Here is an 18,407-nt window from a genome sequence, read left to right as displayed (position 1 = left end):
TGTTGCCACAGGACGTGGCGTTCTTAATCGACGATCCGCTGTTGTCTTTTCAAAAAAGACTAAAGAATTAACGTTGACGTTTTTGTTCGTTCAGTTTTCAAAGATCAATCATCGCTCAAAAGCGACTTTATTAATATATCATTTCTCAACCGCGACGTCAACAACTTTTTCAATGTTATTTAAATCGGTGCTAACCTGTCAGCGACTGTTTATATATATTAACACCCATATACCCAGATGGTCAACATAATATCCATAAAAATTAATTGGTTATTTTAACCATGTATATTACACTTTCTTTTTATAGAAAAAACCAGTCACAAAAAAATGACTGGTTTCTTCTATATTATATATTACTGCTTGGAGATGGTAATAATGTCTTTATCCTTCAGGCTTACAGCTCCTGGTTTATTAATCGTTACTGCTTCACCCTGCTCAAGGTTTGTGAATACGATTGGCGTGATTTTAGAAGTAGCGTTTTTCTCGATGTAATCTAGATCTACTTTTAATAATGGCTGACCTGCTTCTACACGATCGTTCTCAGCTACTAGCGTTTCAAAGCCTTGGCCTTTTAGATTAACAGTATCAATACCCACATGGATAAGGATCTCGCGGCCAGAATCTGAAAGAATGCCAATTGCATGCTTAGTCGGGAACATATTAACGATTTTCCCATCTACAGGTGATACTACAGTTCCTTCTGTTGGCACAATTGCAAATCCATCACCCATCATTTTTCCTGAGAATACCGCGTCAGGAACTTCTGTAATAGGTTTGATTTCACCCTTGATTGGAGCAATGAAAAGGTCTTCCTTGTGCTCAGTTTGGAGCGCTTCAGGATTTACTTCTTCAATTTGCTGTTCAACTCCGCCTTCCGGAGCCTTCTCAACAACTCGCGGTCTTTTGCCGCTCATAATATCTTTCATTTGTCCTTTAATAGTTTCAGACCTCGGTCCAAAGATAGCCTGTATGTTATTTCCCACTTCCAATACACCAGAAGCGCCCAATTTCTTCAGACGATCTTTATCTACATTGTTAATATCATTTACTGATACACGAAGGCGAGTGATACAAGCGTCTAAGTGAGAAATGTTTTCTTGTCCGCCCATTGCTTCAAGTACTTCATACGGAAGGTCTCCGCCTTTGCCGGAAGCAACCTCTTCTTCATCTTCTACCTCTTCACGGCCTGGAGTCTTCAGGTTGAATTTGCGAATGGCAAATCGGAAACCGAAATAATAAATAACCGCAAATACTAATCCAACCGGAATAACGATCCAAGCATTTGTTTGAGGGTTGATTAAGCCGAATAAAATATAGTCGATTAAACCACCCGAGAATGTCATACCAATTTTAACATCCAATAAATGCATGGTCATAAAAGAAAGACCTGCAAACACTGCGTGTACGGCAAATAGTACAGGCGCTACGAATAAGAATGAGAATTCAAGCGGTTCAGTAATACCCGTTAAGAATGAAGTCAATGCAGCAGAAGCCATAAGTCCGCCAACTACAACTTTCTTTTCAGGGCGTGCTTCGTGATATATCGCCAATGCAGCTGCTGGCAGACCGAACATCATGAACGGGAACTTACCAGTCATGAAGGTACCGGCTGTCAACTCTTGAACATTATCGCTGATCTGCGCCATGAAGATACGCTGGTCACCGCGGACAGTTTCACCCGCATTCGTTACATACTGGCCAAATTCATACCAGAATGGAGAATAGAAAATATGGTGCAATCCAAAAGGAATCAAAGAACGCTCAATTAAACCAAAGATAAACGCTGATAGTGTTAAGTTTGCATGAACCATGTTTTGCGAAAAAGCATTTAATCCAGCCTGAATCGGCGGCCAGATTATAAGCATAAGCAATCCTAAGACCACTGCCGTTGCAGCTGTGATAATCGGAACGAAACGCTTACCGGCAAAGAACCCTAAATAAGATGGCAGTTCAATCTCATAAAACTTGTTATAAAGAGCAGCCGCAATTATACCGACGATGATACCGCCGAATACACCCGTTTGCAGAGTTGGAATCCCTAGGATATTCGCATAGTTAAGTCCATTTACATCCTCTGCAGTAATCCCTGCTGCTGTACCCATTGTGACATTCATAATTAAATATCCGATGATGGCAGCCAGAGCCGCTACCCCTTCACCGCCAGCCAATCCAACAGCTACACCGACTGCGAATAGCACAGGCAAGTTTGCAAAGACGATATCCCCTGCTTTTTGCATGACCTGAGCAACGATCGAAACCCCGCTGTTATCCAGGAAAGGTGCCAGTTCAAGCAGCGCCGGGTTTTGCAATGCTGCACCTAGAGCAAGCAAGATTCCCGCTGCTGGCAATAGCGCCACCGGAAGCATTAAAGCTTTCCCGACTTTTTGCAGGACGCCAAATACTTTTTTAAACATAAGTTAACCCCCTAATATTTTTACTCATTAAGCGTTTTCATTTCATTGCCGCAAGCATTAAAAACAAATAAAAAAGGCATGAGAAAAAAAGGATAGAACTTAGGCGTTTACAAGGGTATCTTACCCTATTTGCCTAAATTCAATTACCTTTCTTCACTCATGCCTGATCGAATCAGTAACACGTAAAGACGAAAAGCTTAAGGCGCCCGCTTAACGGCGACAAGCATAAGACAAGCGGGCATGAAGGTTGATTTTTACCTTCTTGACCAATTGGCTTATGACCTCGGGCCGTTGGCGCCTGTAGCTAGACTAGATAAAATAATGACTAATTTATTTTCTTTTGAAGTCTCTGCAGATGCATGGTCAAGTAGACAGCTTCCGCATTATAAACTGGTTTTTTTAATGTTTGCTGCATTACCTTAATGAGCTTCCATGAGAGATTGTAGCATACCGGGTATTCCTCTTTCAAGAGGGAAGTTATTTTTTCTGGTTCTTCTACCTGCTCACCTTTGTTAACACGTTCAATAGTAAAACGAATATGCCGGACAAGCCTCATATAATCTATGCTGTCTTTATTAATTTTTATATCTAACTGATCCTCAATCATATTGACTAGATGGGTTACAAGCTGGGAATGCTGATTAACCTCAGATAGATTGCGATTCATAACAGCGCTATGGACATGAAGAGCAATAAAGCCTACCTCTCCTTCAGGCAAATAGATGCCTGTTCGCTGTCCAATGAGGCCTACAACCTCCTGAGCAACCTCGTATTCAAAGGGATATAAGGCTTTTGTTTCAATAAGAAAAGGGTTTTTCATTTCCATACCCTTTTTCAAGCGGGTTATGGCGAACATCAGGTGGTCTGTTAATGCAACATGGATATGTTCATTAAGCACTGAGCTTGACCGTTGTTTAATCAATTCAATAGAGGAGATGATTACCTCGAGCAATTCATTGTCAACAAACGGCATCAGTTTAATGTAATTTTCCTGCTCTTTTTCATTTTTGAGCACGAAGAGCTTTTCTACTAGAGCAGAATCAATTTGCTGCCCAGGTTTCTGGTTAAAGCCGATTCCCTTCCCAATGAGGACGACTTCGCCGAACGATTCATGGCTGCCGATTAAGACATTATTATTAAGTACCTTTTTTACCTTATACTCTCCCATTTTTTCTCCCCGCCCATTAAACAAATGTACTCTCATGGTATTAAAGCCCGTCCGGGAAGTCAACGGATTAAATGATTTATTTGGCTAATTAAAAAAAGACCCGCACTTTAAGAGCGGATCTCCAAATCAAATTATTATTTTAAGAAAATAAAATACAGGATAAAGATGACGAACAAAACATACATAACCGGATGGATTTCTTTGGTCCGTCCTTTTACAATCATCGTAATCGGATAGAAAATGAATCCGACCGCAATGCCGGTAGCAATGCTGTAAGACAATGGCATCACAATAATTGTTAGAAAAGCAGGGACTGCAACTTCAAATTTGTTCCAATCGATATTCCCTAATGAAGCGACCATCAGTACACCCACGATAATTAATGCCGGAGCTGTAACAGCTGAAGTGATGACTTCCAAAAGTGGAAAGAAGAATAGTGATAACAGGAAAAGTCCTGCTGTTACAACCGAAGCAAACCCTGTTCTTGCACCTGCCGCAACACCTGATGATGACTCAATAAAAGATGTTGTTGTAGATGTTCCAAAGATAGCTCCCACTACAGTTGCAGCAGAATCCGCGAATAAAGCCTTTCCTGCCCGCGGCAATTTGTTGTCTTTCATTAAGCCAGCCTGGTTTGCTACTCCTACTAAGGTTCCCGCTGTATCAAAGAAATCAACAAATAAAAATGTTAATACTACCACCAGCATGCTTGTTGAAAAGAAGGAAGGATCTCCATAAGCTTCGAAAGCCGCTCCAAAAGTAGGAGCCACACTTGGAACGGAATCCACAATCTTGCCAGGAACATCAATCAACCCTGCAATCATTCCCACAATCGTTGTGATGACCATACCGATAAAAATTCCGCCGTTAATTCCTTTTGTCATTAAAACGACTGTTACTGCTATACCAAAGATAGCCAGCAGTACATTCCCATCAGTAAAATCTCCTAATCCAACAAGGACTGCATCATTATTAACAATCAGCCCAGCACTTTGAGCACCAACAAATGTTATAAATAAGCCTATACCTGCACTAACTGCATACTTCAATTCCGCTGGTATTGAATTAATAATTTTTTCGCGCAATCCTGTAAGCGTTAATAAGATGAAGATAACTCCAGAAATCAATACTCCGCCTAAAGCATGCTGCCAAGGGATCCCCATAGTTAATACAACTGTATAGGCAAAGAACGCATTCAAGCCCATTCCCGGCGCCAGCGCTATTGGGTATTTTGCTATTACCCCCATCAATAAAGAACCAATGGCTGCTGCAACAGCAGTGGCAACGAATACGGCACCATAATCCATTCTCATGGCTTCTGGCAGATCTGGGATATCCATTAACGATAAGGTAATCGGATTAACAACCAGTATATATGCCATTGCTAAAAACGTTGTAAGGCCGCCGATAAATTCACGGCGATAGTTTGTTCCAAGTTCTTCAAACTGGAAGTACTTTTTCATTTTTCTTCCCCCTAAAAATGTCTGTTTATATGGTAGCCAAATTGACCAAATAAAAACGCTCCGGGAGTTACCGAAGCGTTGACAACAGGGTTCGTGAACAAATAGGGATAAACAGGAAAAAGTATTATAGCAAAAACAGATCCCTATAAGTACCACTTACCTCGTAGTCAAGCTATTTACGGCAGCTCGGTAGAAACTTTTGGGCCATATTCCCAAGATTATACGACGTAATACGACATATTTAATTCATCTTTATCTTAACACCTCAAAAAGTCCTAGTCAACAGAAAAAACGAACATTTTATGTTCGTTTTTTCTTATCGTTCGTATTTTATTCCCACTCAATTGTTGCAGGCGGCTTGCTTGTAATATCGTAAACAACTCGGTTTATATGCGATACTTCATTGACAATTCTGGTAGAAATGACTTCAAGCACATCCCAAGGGATTCTTGCCCAGTCAGATGTCATTCCATCAATGGATGTTACTGCACGGATTCCGATTGTGTAATCGTATGTCCGGGCATCTCCCATTACTCCCACACTGCGGATATCAGGCAGAACAGTGAAATATTGCCAAACATCACGGTCTAACCCAGCTTTTTGGATTTCTTCGCGTAAGATTGCGTCAGACTCCCGTACAATTTCAAGCTTATCCTCAGAAATTTCCCCGAGTACACGGATACCTAAACCAGGACCAGGGAATGGCTGTCTCCATACGATTTCATCTGGAATTCCAAGCTCTGTTCCAAGCGCACGAACTTCGTCTTTAAATAAAGTGTTAAGCGGTTCGATCAGTTTGAACTGCATATCCTCAGGGAGGCCGCCTACATTGTGATGCGATTTGATCGTTTGCGCAGTAGCTGTACCGCTTTCGATAATGTCTGTATAAAGCGTACCCTGGGCAAGAAAGTCAATGCCTTCAAGCTTAGCAGCCTCATCATCAAATACATAGATAAATTCGTTGCCAATAATTTTTCGCTTTTGTTCCGGGTCACTGACACCTTTAAGCTTATTTAAGAAACGCTCCTGAGCATCCACTTTAATGACATTCATATTAAAACCATCAGCAAAAGTCTTCATGACGCCTTCCGCTTCATCTTTCCTCAACAAACCATGATCTACAAAGATACATGTCAGCTGATCACCAATTGCCTTATGGATGAGGACAGCCACAACAGAGGAATCAACACCGCCGCTTAAAGCGCATAGAACTTTTTTATCGCCGACTTCCTGACGGATTTTCTCCATTTCAATTTCAATAAAATTCTCCATGGACCAATCGCCTGTACAACCGCAAACACCAAATACAAAGTTTTTCAGCATATCATTTCCATGAACGGAGTGACGTACTTCCGGATGGAATTGTACAGCGTATAATCCACGCTCTTCATTACTCATTGCAGCAATCGGGCAAGAAGGGTTTGTTCCGTCAACAGTAAATCCTGCAGGAGCTTCCACTACAAGGTCCCCATGGCTCATCCAAACAGTCTGTTCCCTAGGCAGGTCTGCAAATAATTTTGATTCATTTTCTACCTTGAGCACTGCCTTCCCGTATTCACGATGCTTCGCAGGCTCCACTTTCCCATCAAAATGCATCGTCATTAATTGCATGCCATAGCAAATGCCGAAAATCGGCAAGCCCAGTTCAAAAATCTCTTCATCACAGCGGAAAGCATTTTCCCCATACACGCTGTTGGGGCCGCCTGAAAAAATAATCCCCTTTGGATTCATCTCTTTAATTTCTGCAGCTGTAATCGTATGCGGATGCAACTCACTGTAAACGCCAAATTCACGAATTCTGCGTGTGATTAACTGATTGTACTGGCTTCCGAAATCCAGCACTACGATCATCTCTTGATTTTGAAGTTCTGTTTTCCCCGTCACGCTGTTCACCTCATTAAATTTGTGATATTGCCTTTAGTCTTCTCTCATGTAAATAAAATATCTAGTGAAAATTAAATTATTTGCAATCCAACATATAAACTAGAAAAGCGCAAGGCGTCCGCCTATCGGTGACAAGTATAAGAAAAGCAATCACAGAGGCGTTTTATTCCTTCAGAAGCAATTTGCTTATGACCTCGAGCCGATAGCGCCTGGAGCTAGACAAAAAAACCGGAACTCCCCCCACAAAAAAAGTGAAGGCAGAATTCCGGTTTTTACATATAGCAAAAAGTATATTCTGCCTTCATAGTCAGATCATTTACGGCGATCCGGTAGAGACTTTCGAACCATATTATCGAGGATATATGAAGGTTGCATCATTTAGTTGTTTAAACGGCAAAAACCGAACAATGTGCTGGCTTTTTGGCCGCTGTCTTATTTGCCTATTGTAACAACACGCTTAATTTCCGGTCAAGCTATTGTCTTTTTAATTAAATTTTCCCACAATTCCTTCGTCTCAGTCCAGCTTCCTTCTTTCAAGATTCCCCGATAAACAAGCTCCTCATAGCGTGCTGTTAATCGGCTCATTTCCTTTGTAGAAAAGAAACTGTCCACATATTTGGCATACTCTCTCAAGGTTTGGCCGTTTTTCCTCTTTAAACCGTAACGTTCTAATTCCTTTAACAGAATCAAGTACGCTTTAGGGAAATGTTCGTCCTTTTTCGTCTGTTTAAATCTCCAGATGAAATAATGCGGAAGCCATTTTCCGCGCTTTTGGTAAAATATAATGATCAGTACTGCCACACTCAAAATCGCTATTCCAATCGCTTTCCAGTTGTCAGCTAAGAAATCCTTCACTGACTCCCAAACCTCTTTTACGGAGAATGAGGTTTCATTCGTCACTTTTTCTTCAGGCTTTTCTGGCTTAACAGGTGTTTTCGTCTCTTTCGGCTCTTCTGTTTCAGCCTGGCTCGTACTTTGGCCGGCATTATCAAAATTAAATTGAACGTTATTGCTAAAGCCCTGGGTAGGTTCAAATGGAACCCAGCCGATTTCAGGAAAATAAATTTCAACCCAGGAATGGGCATTATTATTTGTCACTTCAAACAAACGAAGTCCCGAACCAATAGACTGTTGGAATTCACCCTCTGTATAGCCCTTGACCCATCTGGCAGGCAATCCAATCGCCCTAGCCATGACCGCCATTGAAGAGGAGAAATTATCGCAGTAGCCCTGTTTTGTATCAAATAGGAATTGATCAACATAATCCTCATCTTCATCCGGTACAGCCACGTCCTGCTGGTCATAATTATATTCCGCTATGCGGAAATACCTTTCCAGCTCTCTGGCCTTTTCAAACCAATCAGTTTTATCCTGGGTGATTTCAAGCGCCAATTCCCTGACTCTATTTGGCAATTCATCAGGCAGCTGTGTATATCTTGCCAAAAATTCATCAGGCAGTGCCCCTGCGTTATTTTCTGCCGACTTTAGGGCGGTGACACTGTATTTCGGTACTTTGAACCCCAGTTTGTATTGATCTAACGCAACAGGGCGTCCCTCATCGAGAGTGCGGATTTTTTCAGTTGCCGTTTCGAGTTCATACGTAATAAAAGGCGGAGCATCAATACTTTTTACTCCTAATGGATAAACAAGGTGCGGGTAATTCATAAAAGTATAGACAGAGCTGGTTTCTTCAGTTGTCTCAATTGCATCATTTTCGATAAACGATGAGACAGGAATATCCTCACCCATTCCAAATGGAAGGAATTCTTCTTCCGGCTGAGAGGTAACCCACCCTTTTCCAGTGTATGTATCCTTTGTCTCCACCTTCCAATAGTGGCGTGATTCCACTTCGGCTCTAAAAACTACCCCGTTGTCCCCAATAAAAGGGCCGCCAAGGCGGGAATCATCTTCACCATACCCGATTTTCTGGATACCTGGTCCATCCCCTCCGCTATTTTGCCCGTAAGATTTTATAAATGGCACCGGATCCGGCCACATTGGTTCTGCCTTTGGCGCCGCAAAGCCCAAGCCTGCGCTCACAGCAATCAGCAAGGCAAGCGGAACCATCCATTTGCGGGATAGGGAGACTTCTTTCTTAATTCCTTCCTTATCCAGAAGGCGATAAAAAGTTAAAATCCCCATGACAGCAAAGCCTGCAATTACCGTTCTGACAATTGCCCCATCTGCCACATATGGAGTGAATGTGTCCAGAACGGTTATATAAACCAGCGTCATGAAAAAGAAGATAAAAATCTGCCTGCGGTTTATTAGCCAGTATTGAATTAAATAGGTCATCAGCCCAAGCAGAACAAAAAATAATAAACTTCTGAACAGGTTGGTTATGCTTGGCCAATCTCTATCAGCCATAAGGCTAAAATTATATTTCAGATCTTCCCAAAATGGCGAAATCCAGGATATTTGAAAGAAGGCACCTTCAAAATACAGAAAGTGCAGTACATAAACCACATAAAGCACTTTTATAAAGCCGCTTAATAAAGGGGAAACACCATAAAAAGACATGAGCAGAGATAACATCAAAAATATCAGAAACACTGCTATATTCGATGTATCTGTTAACTGTTCAAGCGGCCTCAGCCATTCCCATAATAGTAAAAATCCCAAAACATAGAGAAGGAAGGCGGCAGGATCTTTTTGGATCTTATGAGATGTCATCCTTTGCTCACCCCCGTAAATGCATCTGAAAACTGACCGTTATGAACCATGATAACCCGGACTCCCCTTGAGTTGGCTGAGGCTTTTAGTGCGATCTCCTCCTGCTGCGGGGATTCATTCATGTCTTTTATTAAAAAGATCGTAATAGAACCATTTTTTGAAGCGACAAATCCTGCCTTCTCAATCAGTGCCTTTGATAATTTTGATGTAACGAGCATAAGCTGACTGTTTTGCTGCAAAAGAAAGCTTTCAGCTTCAAGTACACGGTCCAGCGTTACAGTAGAATCATCCTTTATTTTGGCCAAATGATAAAATAGCTGCAGCTGCTGTGCTTCCCCGCCCCTGACCGGAAAAATAGTCCGTTCTGCTGCAGAAGACAGAAAGCCAACCTGGGCTCCCTTGCGAAGAATGGCTCTCACAATGGATGCTGTAAAAGAAACAATGGCTTCAAATCGACTATCCGGCGCACAATCCATGAGAATATACACATCATGTGACTGCCTTTGTTCAAATTCTTTTGTCATAATATCATTTCGCTTTGCGGTGGCTTTCCAGTTAATCCAGGAAAACCGATCTCCCGGCTGATACTCTCTTATGCCGATCGCCATGGAGGTATCCCTTTGCACCCGCTCTTTTGAGGCGGTCATTCCCTGGTCATAATGATGTGCTAAAGGCTTATAGATGATCTCCTCATATGCCGGATAAACAATCATTCTATTTTCTGCAGGAACTTGTCTTTCCTTTTCAATTAACCCAAGCGCATCCCCAGTTTTAATGCGAATGGAGGTAAAGAAATGCTCCCCCCTTGGCAAACGGTCTATTTGATATTGCAGGGACATTTCCTTTTGGAATCCTGGAAACAAAAACCGCTTCGGCTTTTTTCCATGCTTCGAAAAAAGGAGCTGCTCACTCATCCCATCCCCCACAACCAGATATAATAAAGGAAAAGCAGCTTTCCTCCTTATTTTCAATGTGATGACAGCATTTTCTCCTGCATTGAATTCTGTTTTAGGCAATATTCTTTCCACTTGAAAGTCCTTTAGGGAATAAAAAGATAAAGCAAGCGCATATAAAGCAAAAGGAAGAAAGCTGTAAAATAAAAACCAGCTCACAAATCCTCCCTGAAACATGGCATAGGAAAAGGCGAGGAGAATAAGAACGAATAAAACGATTAGTTTCCATATACCTTTTAGTGTATTAAACACCTGGTTCATATTACTTCACTAACCTTTGAACAGGGACCGGAACCCTGGCAATGACACGTTCCACAATTTCATCTGCTGTAATACCTTCAAATTTCGCCTCAGACTTCAGAATAATCCGGTGGACAAACACACCCGGCGCCAAATACTGAATATCGTCTGGAAGCACATAATCGCGTCCATACATAAATGCGTATGCCTGGGCCGCTTTCATTAAAGAAATCGAACCACGCGGACTCGCCCCTAAATACACACTGCTATGTGTTCTTGTCCGATTGGCAATATCCACAATATAGCGTTTTATTGTATCATCCACATGGACTTCTTTTATTTCTTTTTGGAGCTCACGAAGCTCTGCCAAATCAATAACGGGCTCCAGTTCTTCAATGGGCGGAATTCGCTGCGCCCGGTTCAGGACCTCCATTTCCTCCGAAACATCGGGATAGCCCATCTTCATTTTTAATAAAAAACGATCCAGCTGTGCTTCCGGCAGCGGATATGTTCCTTCATACTCAATCGGATTCTGTGTCGCCATAACAAAGAACGGTTTTTCAAGGCGGTGTGTAACCCCATCAATTGTGACGCTGCTCTCTTCCATCCCCTCGAGAAGCGCAGATTGCGTCTTTGGAGAGGTTCTATTAATTTCGTCTGCTAAAATGATATTGCCCATGATCGGGCCAGGCCTGAACTGAAATTCCATTTCCTTTGGATTATAGATGGATACACCTGTCACATCTGAAGGAAGCAAGTCAGGTGTGAATTGGATGCGCTTAAATGATGCACCCACAGATTTTGCCAGCGCACGCACCATCATTGTTTTTCCGACACCCGGAACATCCTCCAGCAATACATGGCCTCCCGCGAGAAGCGCCACCAAGCTTAACTCTGCTACATTCCGTTTGCCAATCATTACTTTCTCAATATTCCCCAATACCCTCTCTATCGTAGAGTGCATATGATTCCGATCCATGTGAAACCTCTCCTTATCTATCTCATGCGTTTGCATTTATCAATTCTATTAAAATTACTTCCAACCATTTATATATTCGATATTTCGTCTAAAAGTCCTGTAATCTGACGAGACGTTTCTGCCTTTTTGATAAAATAGGCATAATACTATTAACGGTTAAACTGGTAAAAGGTTTCATAAAATGATTGGCATTTGTTTTCCTGCATACATCCAGCTAATATTACTTTTCGTATATCTCCCAATTAAAAAAGACTGCCTCCCAGCAGCCCAAAAGAATATTTATTGGCGTTCACCATCCTTATTTACATAGAAAGATTCAATGATCGTTCTTTCGAAAGGTTTCCCATTGGAGGTTACCCCTCTAACTTCAGTTGTCACGTTATATACACCTTCCTGTTTAAATTCGCTATCTGCCAATAGTCCGGATTTCTCACCCTTTGTCTTTTCTTGCAGCTTCTTCCCTGTTGAATCAAATCCGAAATGCGTCCATTTTGTTTTATAGATTTTATTTTTGTTCATAATCCCGGCAGTTTGCTGGAGTGTGTCATTTAAAGGGCTATCGAGGGAGACCGTGTATAGGTAGGAAGCATTTCTAGGTCCCTTCAATGACCAAGGGCCTGCTTCAGGTGCATCCATTTCAAACTGGTGAACCCATGCTCCCTTAAAAAATTCCGATCCTTCTTTATAAACCTTTTTTGTTTTATATTCCTTCCCATCCGGACCTGTCAATGTTAATGAAGACAAGTTTTTCTCGCTTAAGAAGGATACAGTCATGGATTTAACATTTTCTTCAACGGCAAAATGGTCATTTAAAGCATTCACTGCTTTTCCGCCTTTTACGATGGAGTGGACATTCGGCTGGCTGATTGGAGTTATCTTGCTTGCAGATGCTAAAACAGATGCAGGCTGGGTAACCATTGTATATGGCCTAAATACCTGGAATGTGTAGGATCCTTCCCTGATGGTCGTATGGTTCCAGCTGCCTTCCTGTACAATAGAGGCACCGGGCAAGCGGGAATTAACTGTCGTTACAACACCATCATTTTTACCGTATTGGCTTAAGTATAGGCCTCCCCAATAAGAGGCGCTGCCAAAAGAACCCCATTTTGTACCGCCTAGTGTAAAATAAAAATTTTTCGCTGCGTTTTCATGTGTATCCGTAATAGCCCTGAAGTATTGCATATTACCTGTCTGCAGGGATTCGGTTGCTTCATTGTTGTTCCCAAGAAGAGCAGCTAACCACCAGGCTGCACTGCTATGTGCGAGATCTGCGAGCTGGGTTCCATGATGCGGAGATGATAAGGAAATGACATTTGACACATATTGATGTGCTCCATAATGAACAAGTGCTGTTTGTATATCCACCCCGCCTTTGCTATAGCCAACGACCACTAGCTTTTTTCCGCCGAAATGATGGTACATGTCCTCTAGCTTTTCAGCCAGCATGGCGCCATTCGCCCACATATCCCGATCAGGATGTAGATCGATGAAGGCTGTTTCATAGCCATTGGCCAACGCAACTTCGTACATATCATTTCCTTCATGCCAAACAGCGGAAGAATTATTATAGCCATGAACAAAAACGAGTGGAGACTTTTCCGGATCAATAAGACCTGGAGTATCTCCAGCGTACCAATAGCCTGGAGTCCCCCTATCATCTCCTCCAAAACCGCCGGCCTTCACCATTCCAGGAAAAATCAGCATCATACAAAATACAACTCCTGCCATTTGTTTTATCAAACCTTTCCCTCCTTCAGAAAGATCGTGGACAAAAAAGCCTAGTCAATAAAATTTTACAATTTTCAGAAAATATAGTGAAGGGTATTTGGATTTATTTGTTAGATTACTTTCCGCAAAAAAACAGGGTAATCCTGAATGCTTGATAAGACTCCCAGAGGGTACGCTGAGTGACTGATCAGAAATCAACAGCGAGTTTAATAAAGACATTATTTTATGTATTTTTCCAAATCAGACGGAGTTTTTAGTTCTTCTATATTTCCGCTATTAAGCTCAATAACCCTGTCTGACAGCTGTAATTTCAGCATTGGATTATTAATCTTCTTATCTTTTATATAGGTGATAAAAGGATAAAGGCTTTCCGGATTTTCAACCTTAATATTCATTGTGTGGGTATACCCCTGTGCATACATTAGCCGGAGTTCTTCAAAAGACGGAATGGCCAGTGGATCTAGCTTTTTCTGCGTCCCTTCATCTGCATCTATTGAAGAAGAAAGCACTGCCCCTTCCCCCAGCAAAGAGGATGCTTCCTGCTCGAACTCTTTTTCCCATCTGGTATTCATATAGCGATCCTTGAAGCTCTGCCCTTTTTCGGAGAAACTAGCTATAAACGCAAGCTCCTGCTGGTTTTTCGGGTAAACAGTAATCTCATATCTTGAATCCTCACCATTATACCTTGAACTCTGAACATAAAAATCATGCCGGTACTTATCCGCTAGATCCAAAATCACTTTATCCTCTGCCGCCTTCATCTCTGCTCTCGTTTTTTGAGGTACAGAAGCGACAGGTTCAGCAGGCCTCAGGAAATAATAATAGGTGCCCGCAATCATTAGTGAAATAAAAATAACGGCAGCACCCAAAATAGGAACTGCTTTTGGAAGTGTAAGAAACCCCTCCTTTTCACTGTTCTTTTCTTTCGCTAATGCGAAAGCATCAACTGCCGCCAATATATGAAAGAGAATCAGGGGAAACATCAGTTCCTTCAGGTACACATGCACAAACACAATATTGACAATAATAAAGGCAATCGCCTTTTTATTTTCCTTATTATAAAACTGCCCTAACCCCGGAAATACCAGGGATAAAACCACTGCCGCCATTACCTTTCCCACATCGATTCCTCCACAGCCAATTTAAAAATGCTCAATCCAATTATTTCGCCGCTGCCGCTTATTTTTCCTTTTTGGCAAAAAGAAAAAGCCACAGGAATAAGCCCTGTGGCTTTTTCATATTTAATAAGAAACCCCTGTGCGGTAATGTGTTTTTTCAAACTCTTCCTTATTTGGATCAAAGTATTTTTCATTAAAGGCCGCTACGAATTTATCATCTTTTATATAACCTGCTCCCCATGTTGGATCCATAGTCAGCCAGCGTCCATCCACTTTTACTTCCACCCAGGCATGCTTTTGGGGCCAGAATCCGCTAAAGGCAGTACCTTCCACAAAACGGGCTTCCATATTGCTTGCACGCAGCAGGGCAATTGCCAGATAAGAGTAATCCTGGCAGACACCAGTCTTAGAATCCAGGGTCTTTAAGGCGCTATCATCCCAGTTAAAATCATCAGTTTCCAGTTTTTTAACATCATAAGAAATCGTTTTTGCGACATAATCATAAATGGCTTTAGCTTTCTCCCGGTCGCTGCTCTTCCCTTCTGTTAACTTTCTAGCCAATTCTGTAATCGGCTCTGCATCTGACTGGACGCCTCTCGAAGGAAGCAGGTCACGTTTATCCCCGCCTGTTGACTCGACTTCAAACTTGGCAAACCCATAAAACCTGAAGTAATCACTGTTCTCCTCCTTAATTTCCGGGACACTTAACGTTACCTCATACGTACCGGGTCCAAATCGTAAATAAAAGGAATCATCAAATGTGAAGTCCTCGACAGGGATTACATCCAGCGCTTCGTCCTCGCCTTTTTTTGTCGTAATATAAATGTGAGTGGTTTCTGGGCCAAACTCTGCCTTTGGGTCAATTTTTCCTTTTACTGAGAATGTGCCATCAGATTCCTCTCCTCCATATTGCGGATACTCCAAAGTTACTCCCCGTTCCTCATAAGTTTTTGAGTACTCAATTGGGCTCATGGTTCTGTCAGACTCGTTATCTATTAAAAGTGTTGTCGCAGTCTGATAGTAATTTTCGCGCTCTTTATCCGGAACCAATATTTCAAGCTTATGCAGCCCCTTTCCGTAGAATAAAGGAACATCATAAGAGAACTTGCCTTCCTCAATCGGTATGACGTGCTTCCACATTTCAGCATCCTTATTTATTTTAAGCATAATTGTATCGCTGTCTGTCAGGTTCACCGCTTTCCCACTTAAAGAGAAGATTTCATTCTCTTTTACATAACTTGATTTCAAATTCAGAGCCATTTCCGCTTCCTGGCCAAATGGAGTAAAGGTTACATCCCGGTCCGCTTCCGGATTGATATTGTGAACTGTAAATGCTGCAGTGTCATAGTAATAATTTTCACTGTCCATGCTTGGAAGCTGAACCGTCACCCGATACTCGCCTTCTCCATTAAAAAAGCGGATTGGCTGCTTGAATTTCCCCTCTTTGATTGGAGTGTAATACTCATGGTCATAGCCGGCATGGCCCTCTTCTGAAGCACGCACCTTTATCCAGGCATATTCAGACTTTAGCGCCGAATATTTCTCTACCTCTCCTTCAACAACTACTTTGCCATTCACTGCAAACTCCTTATACGCAGGTTCCTTTATGGAGGCTCCGACTTCCTCGCTATAAGAAGTAAGCTCGAGCGGCTCAAGCTCAAGCTCCAGCTCCTTATTCTTTTCCTCAGCTAGCTTTTCAAATTTGGCTTCTTCCTTCTTTTCTGCCTTTGTCTCCGTATTGCTTGTATCTGAATTACTGCAGGCGGAGAGGAACAGAAAGGTGCTCAACAAAAACATTATGGAGATGGGACTTTTTTTAATCATGAGGTCCTCCTTCAGGCTTATCTTTTCACTTAACTTTACGATTTGCTTATTTGATATTTACGGGTTATGTATGATTTGGTTCCTGGTGCTTTTTTACTATTTCCACTTAAAAAAGTGGGATTACATCGCATTTAAATGCTTTATGGCTTCTTATAAGCAAACAAATGCTTTATTCCATAAAAAAAGTCATAAGCTTGAAATCTTATGACTTTAAATATGGCTTCATTGAAATGCTAACCTGAACAGGAATTGCCTTCCACCTGAAAAAACCCTTCACTGAAAGAGAAATAATGTAAAAGAAAAGCAGTTAAATGGTGAAATTGTTTCCAGTTCTTCTCTTCCATAGACAATCCCAGCACCTCTTCTTGCAGAAGACTTCTATCGGTATTGCTCCAGCTGCTTCTGAAACTCTCCTTCCTGAAGAAGATCAGCTTCGCCATTCCAGCTAAAGTATAGTTTTGCAACTGAAAATACAAAAAGCGGAAGCAGGAACATATTGAATATCATCATAGCCCAGTTAAGTGCAGCCATTTGTCCTGATATAATGATAGCTAAGTATGAAAACAAGTAAGAACCTAAAAAATCAGCTGCAGCAAACAATAGAAGCATGCCAAACAGCACTATGAAGTTTTCTTTTCCAAAAGATACTGACCTTTTTATGACCATTGGTACAGTTTCATCTTCAATAACTTTAACAAATGGAATGCCTATGAAAAGAACTAGCAGAATAATTCCAGGGATGATTAATAACAGTAACCCAATTGTTGTCACAACGGAAAATGGGATACTGATTAAATACGCAAAAAAGGCATATTTAATCGTATCTCCATATATTTGGCCTGTTTTTACCGTATTGGTTCTTGTACCCTGGCTGGCCAAGCTAATCATAGGGATAAGGATGATAAAAAGGCTCATTAGCATAAAGATGCTTTGGAAAATTGAAGTCCATAAAGACAGATTAAAAACCTCAAAAGGCATGGCAATAAAGTTAATGGCTAATGTATATATGGCTTGAATGGGAAGAATAATTGTAAAGCCAATCAGGATTACACGGAGGAAGTATTTTTTATATAATTCACTGCCCTCTTTTATTGCTTGCAGCAAAGCAAATTCCCCCTTTTCGTTTTATCTTGGGTTACGCAATTTCCTATATACTAACACAGCGTTTTTTTGGCGCTCAGCCTCAAGATCACTGTTCAGCACAGAATGTCTAAGTTCACCCCAGCCTTTAGCGTCCTGCGCATTACTGCTAAACATATGTTTCTCGTATGGCTTTAATTTTCTCGCCAAATTAAGAGCAGTAAAATTCAGCAGCCCTTTCTTAGAAGAAACATAGTCATAGACTATCTTTCTTTCACTTTCTGTTTGAAGCTGAATATCATTTTGACGGACCTGCGCCGTGACCATATCCACAAGACATCCGTGCATTTCCTTTTCATCTTCCTCTGTTACCAGCAGGTCTTCTCTGCCTCTCTGCCAAAGATGGTCAGCTTTTTTAACGGATTCTTCAATAATCTTCTGGCTTTCCATGATTTGATCTGGCACCTGTTCAAAAACTTTATAAGCCCTTCCAACATCCTGTGGAAATGGCCCTAGCTTAGTTTCTATCTCTTGCAAAATATCCTTTAATTTCACATAGTTCTCTATTCGATTAGCCTTAACCCACTTAGACCCGATATTTACAAATGTTTCAATGCATACATTGTAGCTATTAGTAATAACTGCAGCTTCCTTTACTGCATCGAAACGCGGAACAGTTCCATCATTCTCCATAATCAACTGTTCCTCAGCAGGAGCAAAGGTAAAATAATAGTACAGTTTCCCGCCAATATTAAACTTGGCAGGAAACACATCCGGCGTTTCGTTTTCCTTGTAATATGGCTTGAGAGACTCTTTAATATTTTCCGGCAAGTTATGCATTCTGATCATGAATCTTCCTCCTATTACTGGCTGTATTAGTAGT

At 41.5% G+C, this 18,407-nt stretch carries 12 protein-coding genes and 2 riboswitches; all 12 genes read right to left on the bottom strand.

The annotated features are described in order from the left end of the window. Nucleotides 1-353: 353 nt before the first annotated feature. On the bottom strand, nucleotides 354-2,414 hold the full coding sequence (gene ptsG / locus J7I93_RS24295) for a glucose-specific PTS transporter subunit IIBC (protein ID WP_214729395.1): 2,061 nt from the start codon (nucleotides 2,412-2,414) through the stop codon (nucleotides 354-356). Between the two features lie 325 nt (nucleotides 2,415-2,739). Then, nucleotides 2,740-3,582, bottom strand: a complete 843-nt coding sequence (glcT, locus tag J7I93_RS24290; protein ID WP_214729393.1) for a glucose PTS transporter transcription antiterminator GlcT — start codon at nucleotides 3,580-3,582, stop codon at nucleotides 2,740-2,742. Nucleotides 3,583-3,716: 134 nt separating this feature from the next. Beyond that, nucleotides 3,717-5,045, bottom strand: a complete 1,329-nt coding sequence (locus J7I93_RS24285) for an NCS2 family permease (RefSeq protein ID WP_214729391.1) — start codon at nucleotides 5,043-5,045, stop codon at nucleotides 3,717-3,719. Between the two features lie 144 nt (nucleotides 5,046-5,189). Continuing rightward, a riboswitch (purine riboswitch) is annotated at nucleotides 5,190-5,291 on the bottom strand. Between the two features lie 84 nt (nucleotides 5,292-5,375). Continuing rightward, nucleotides 5,376-6,896, bottom strand: coding sequence for a glutamine-hydrolyzing GMP synthase (guaA, locus tag J7I93_RS24280; RefSeq protein WP_214729397.1), 1,521 nt, complete (start codon nucleotides 6,894-6,896; stop codon nucleotides 5,376-5,378). Nucleotides 6,897-7,213: 317 nt separating this feature from the next. Then, nucleotides 7,214-7,315, bottom strand: a riboswitch (purine riboswitch). A gap of 82 nt (nucleotides 7,316-7,397) precedes the next feature. Then, nucleotides 7,398-9,602 carry a transglutaminase TgpA family protein gene (locus J7I93_RS24275; RefSeq protein ID WP_214729389.1) on the bottom strand — a complete coding sequence of 735 codons (2,205 nt, stop codon included), beginning with the start codon at nucleotides 9,600-9,602 and terminating at the stop codon, nucleotides 7,398-7,400. Continuing rightward, nucleotides 9,599-10,816 carry a DUF58 domain-containing protein gene (locus J7I93_RS24270; protein WP_214729387.1) on the bottom strand — a complete coding sequence of 406 codons (1,218 nt, stop codon included), beginning with the start codon at nucleotides 10,814-10,816 and terminating at the stop codon, nucleotides 9,599-9,601. Before J7I93_RS24270 ends, J7I93_RS24275 begins: the two co-directional genes overlap by 4 nt. Before the next feature lies 1 nt (nucleotide 10,817). After that, a complete protein-coding gene (locus J7I93_RS24265; RefSeq protein WP_214729385.1) occupies nucleotides 10,818-11,774 on the bottom strand; it encodes an AAA family ATPase in 957 nt (318 codons plus the stop codon). A gap of 279 nt (nucleotides 11,775-12,053) precedes the next feature. Next, nucleotides 12,054-13,514: an esterase/lipase family protein gene (locus J7I93_RS24260; RefSeq protein WP_214729383.1), complete on the bottom strand. Its 1,461-nt coding sequence runs from the start codon at nucleotides 13,512-13,514 to the stop codon at nucleotides 12,054-12,056. A 206-nt stretch (nucleotides 13,515-13,720) separates the two neighbouring features. Further along, nucleotides 13,721-14,623, bottom strand: coding sequence for a DUF5683 domain-containing protein (locus J7I93_RS24255; RefSeq protein ID WP_214729381.1), 903 nt, complete (start codon nucleotides 14,621-14,623; stop codon nucleotides 13,721-13,723). A 120-nt stretch (nucleotides 14,624-14,743) separates the two neighbouring features. Further along, complete coding sequence (locus tag J7I93_RS24250) at nucleotides 14,744-16,444, bottom strand: transglutaminase domain-containing protein (RefSeq protein ID WP_214729379.1); 1,701 nt, start codon at nucleotides 16,442-16,444, stop codon at nucleotides 14,744-14,746. A 378-nt stretch (nucleotides 16,445-16,822) separates the two neighbouring features. Then, nucleotides 16,823-17,548 (bottom strand): hypothetical protein, encoded by a 726-nt coding sequence (locus tag J7I93_RS24245; RefSeq protein ID WP_214729377.1) that lies wholly within the window; start codon nucleotides 17,546-17,548, stop codon nucleotides 16,823-16,825. 21 nt (nucleotides 17,549-17,569) lie between these two features. Next, nucleotides 17,570-18,373, bottom strand: a complete 804-nt coding sequence (locus J7I93_RS24240; RefSeq protein ID WP_214729375.1) for a hypothetical protein — start codon at nucleotides 18,371-18,373, stop codon at nucleotides 17,570-17,572. Nucleotides 18,374-18,407 lie beyond the last annotated feature (34 nt).

Origin of the sequence: Bacillus sp. ISL-47, assembly GCF_018613175.1 — a bacterium.
GTDB lineage: Bacteria > Bacillota > Bacilli > Bacillales > Cytobacillaceae > Cytobacillus.
Note: the sequence above shows the minus strand (reverse complement) of the source record. Positions and strands in the feature narration are given on the sequence as shown.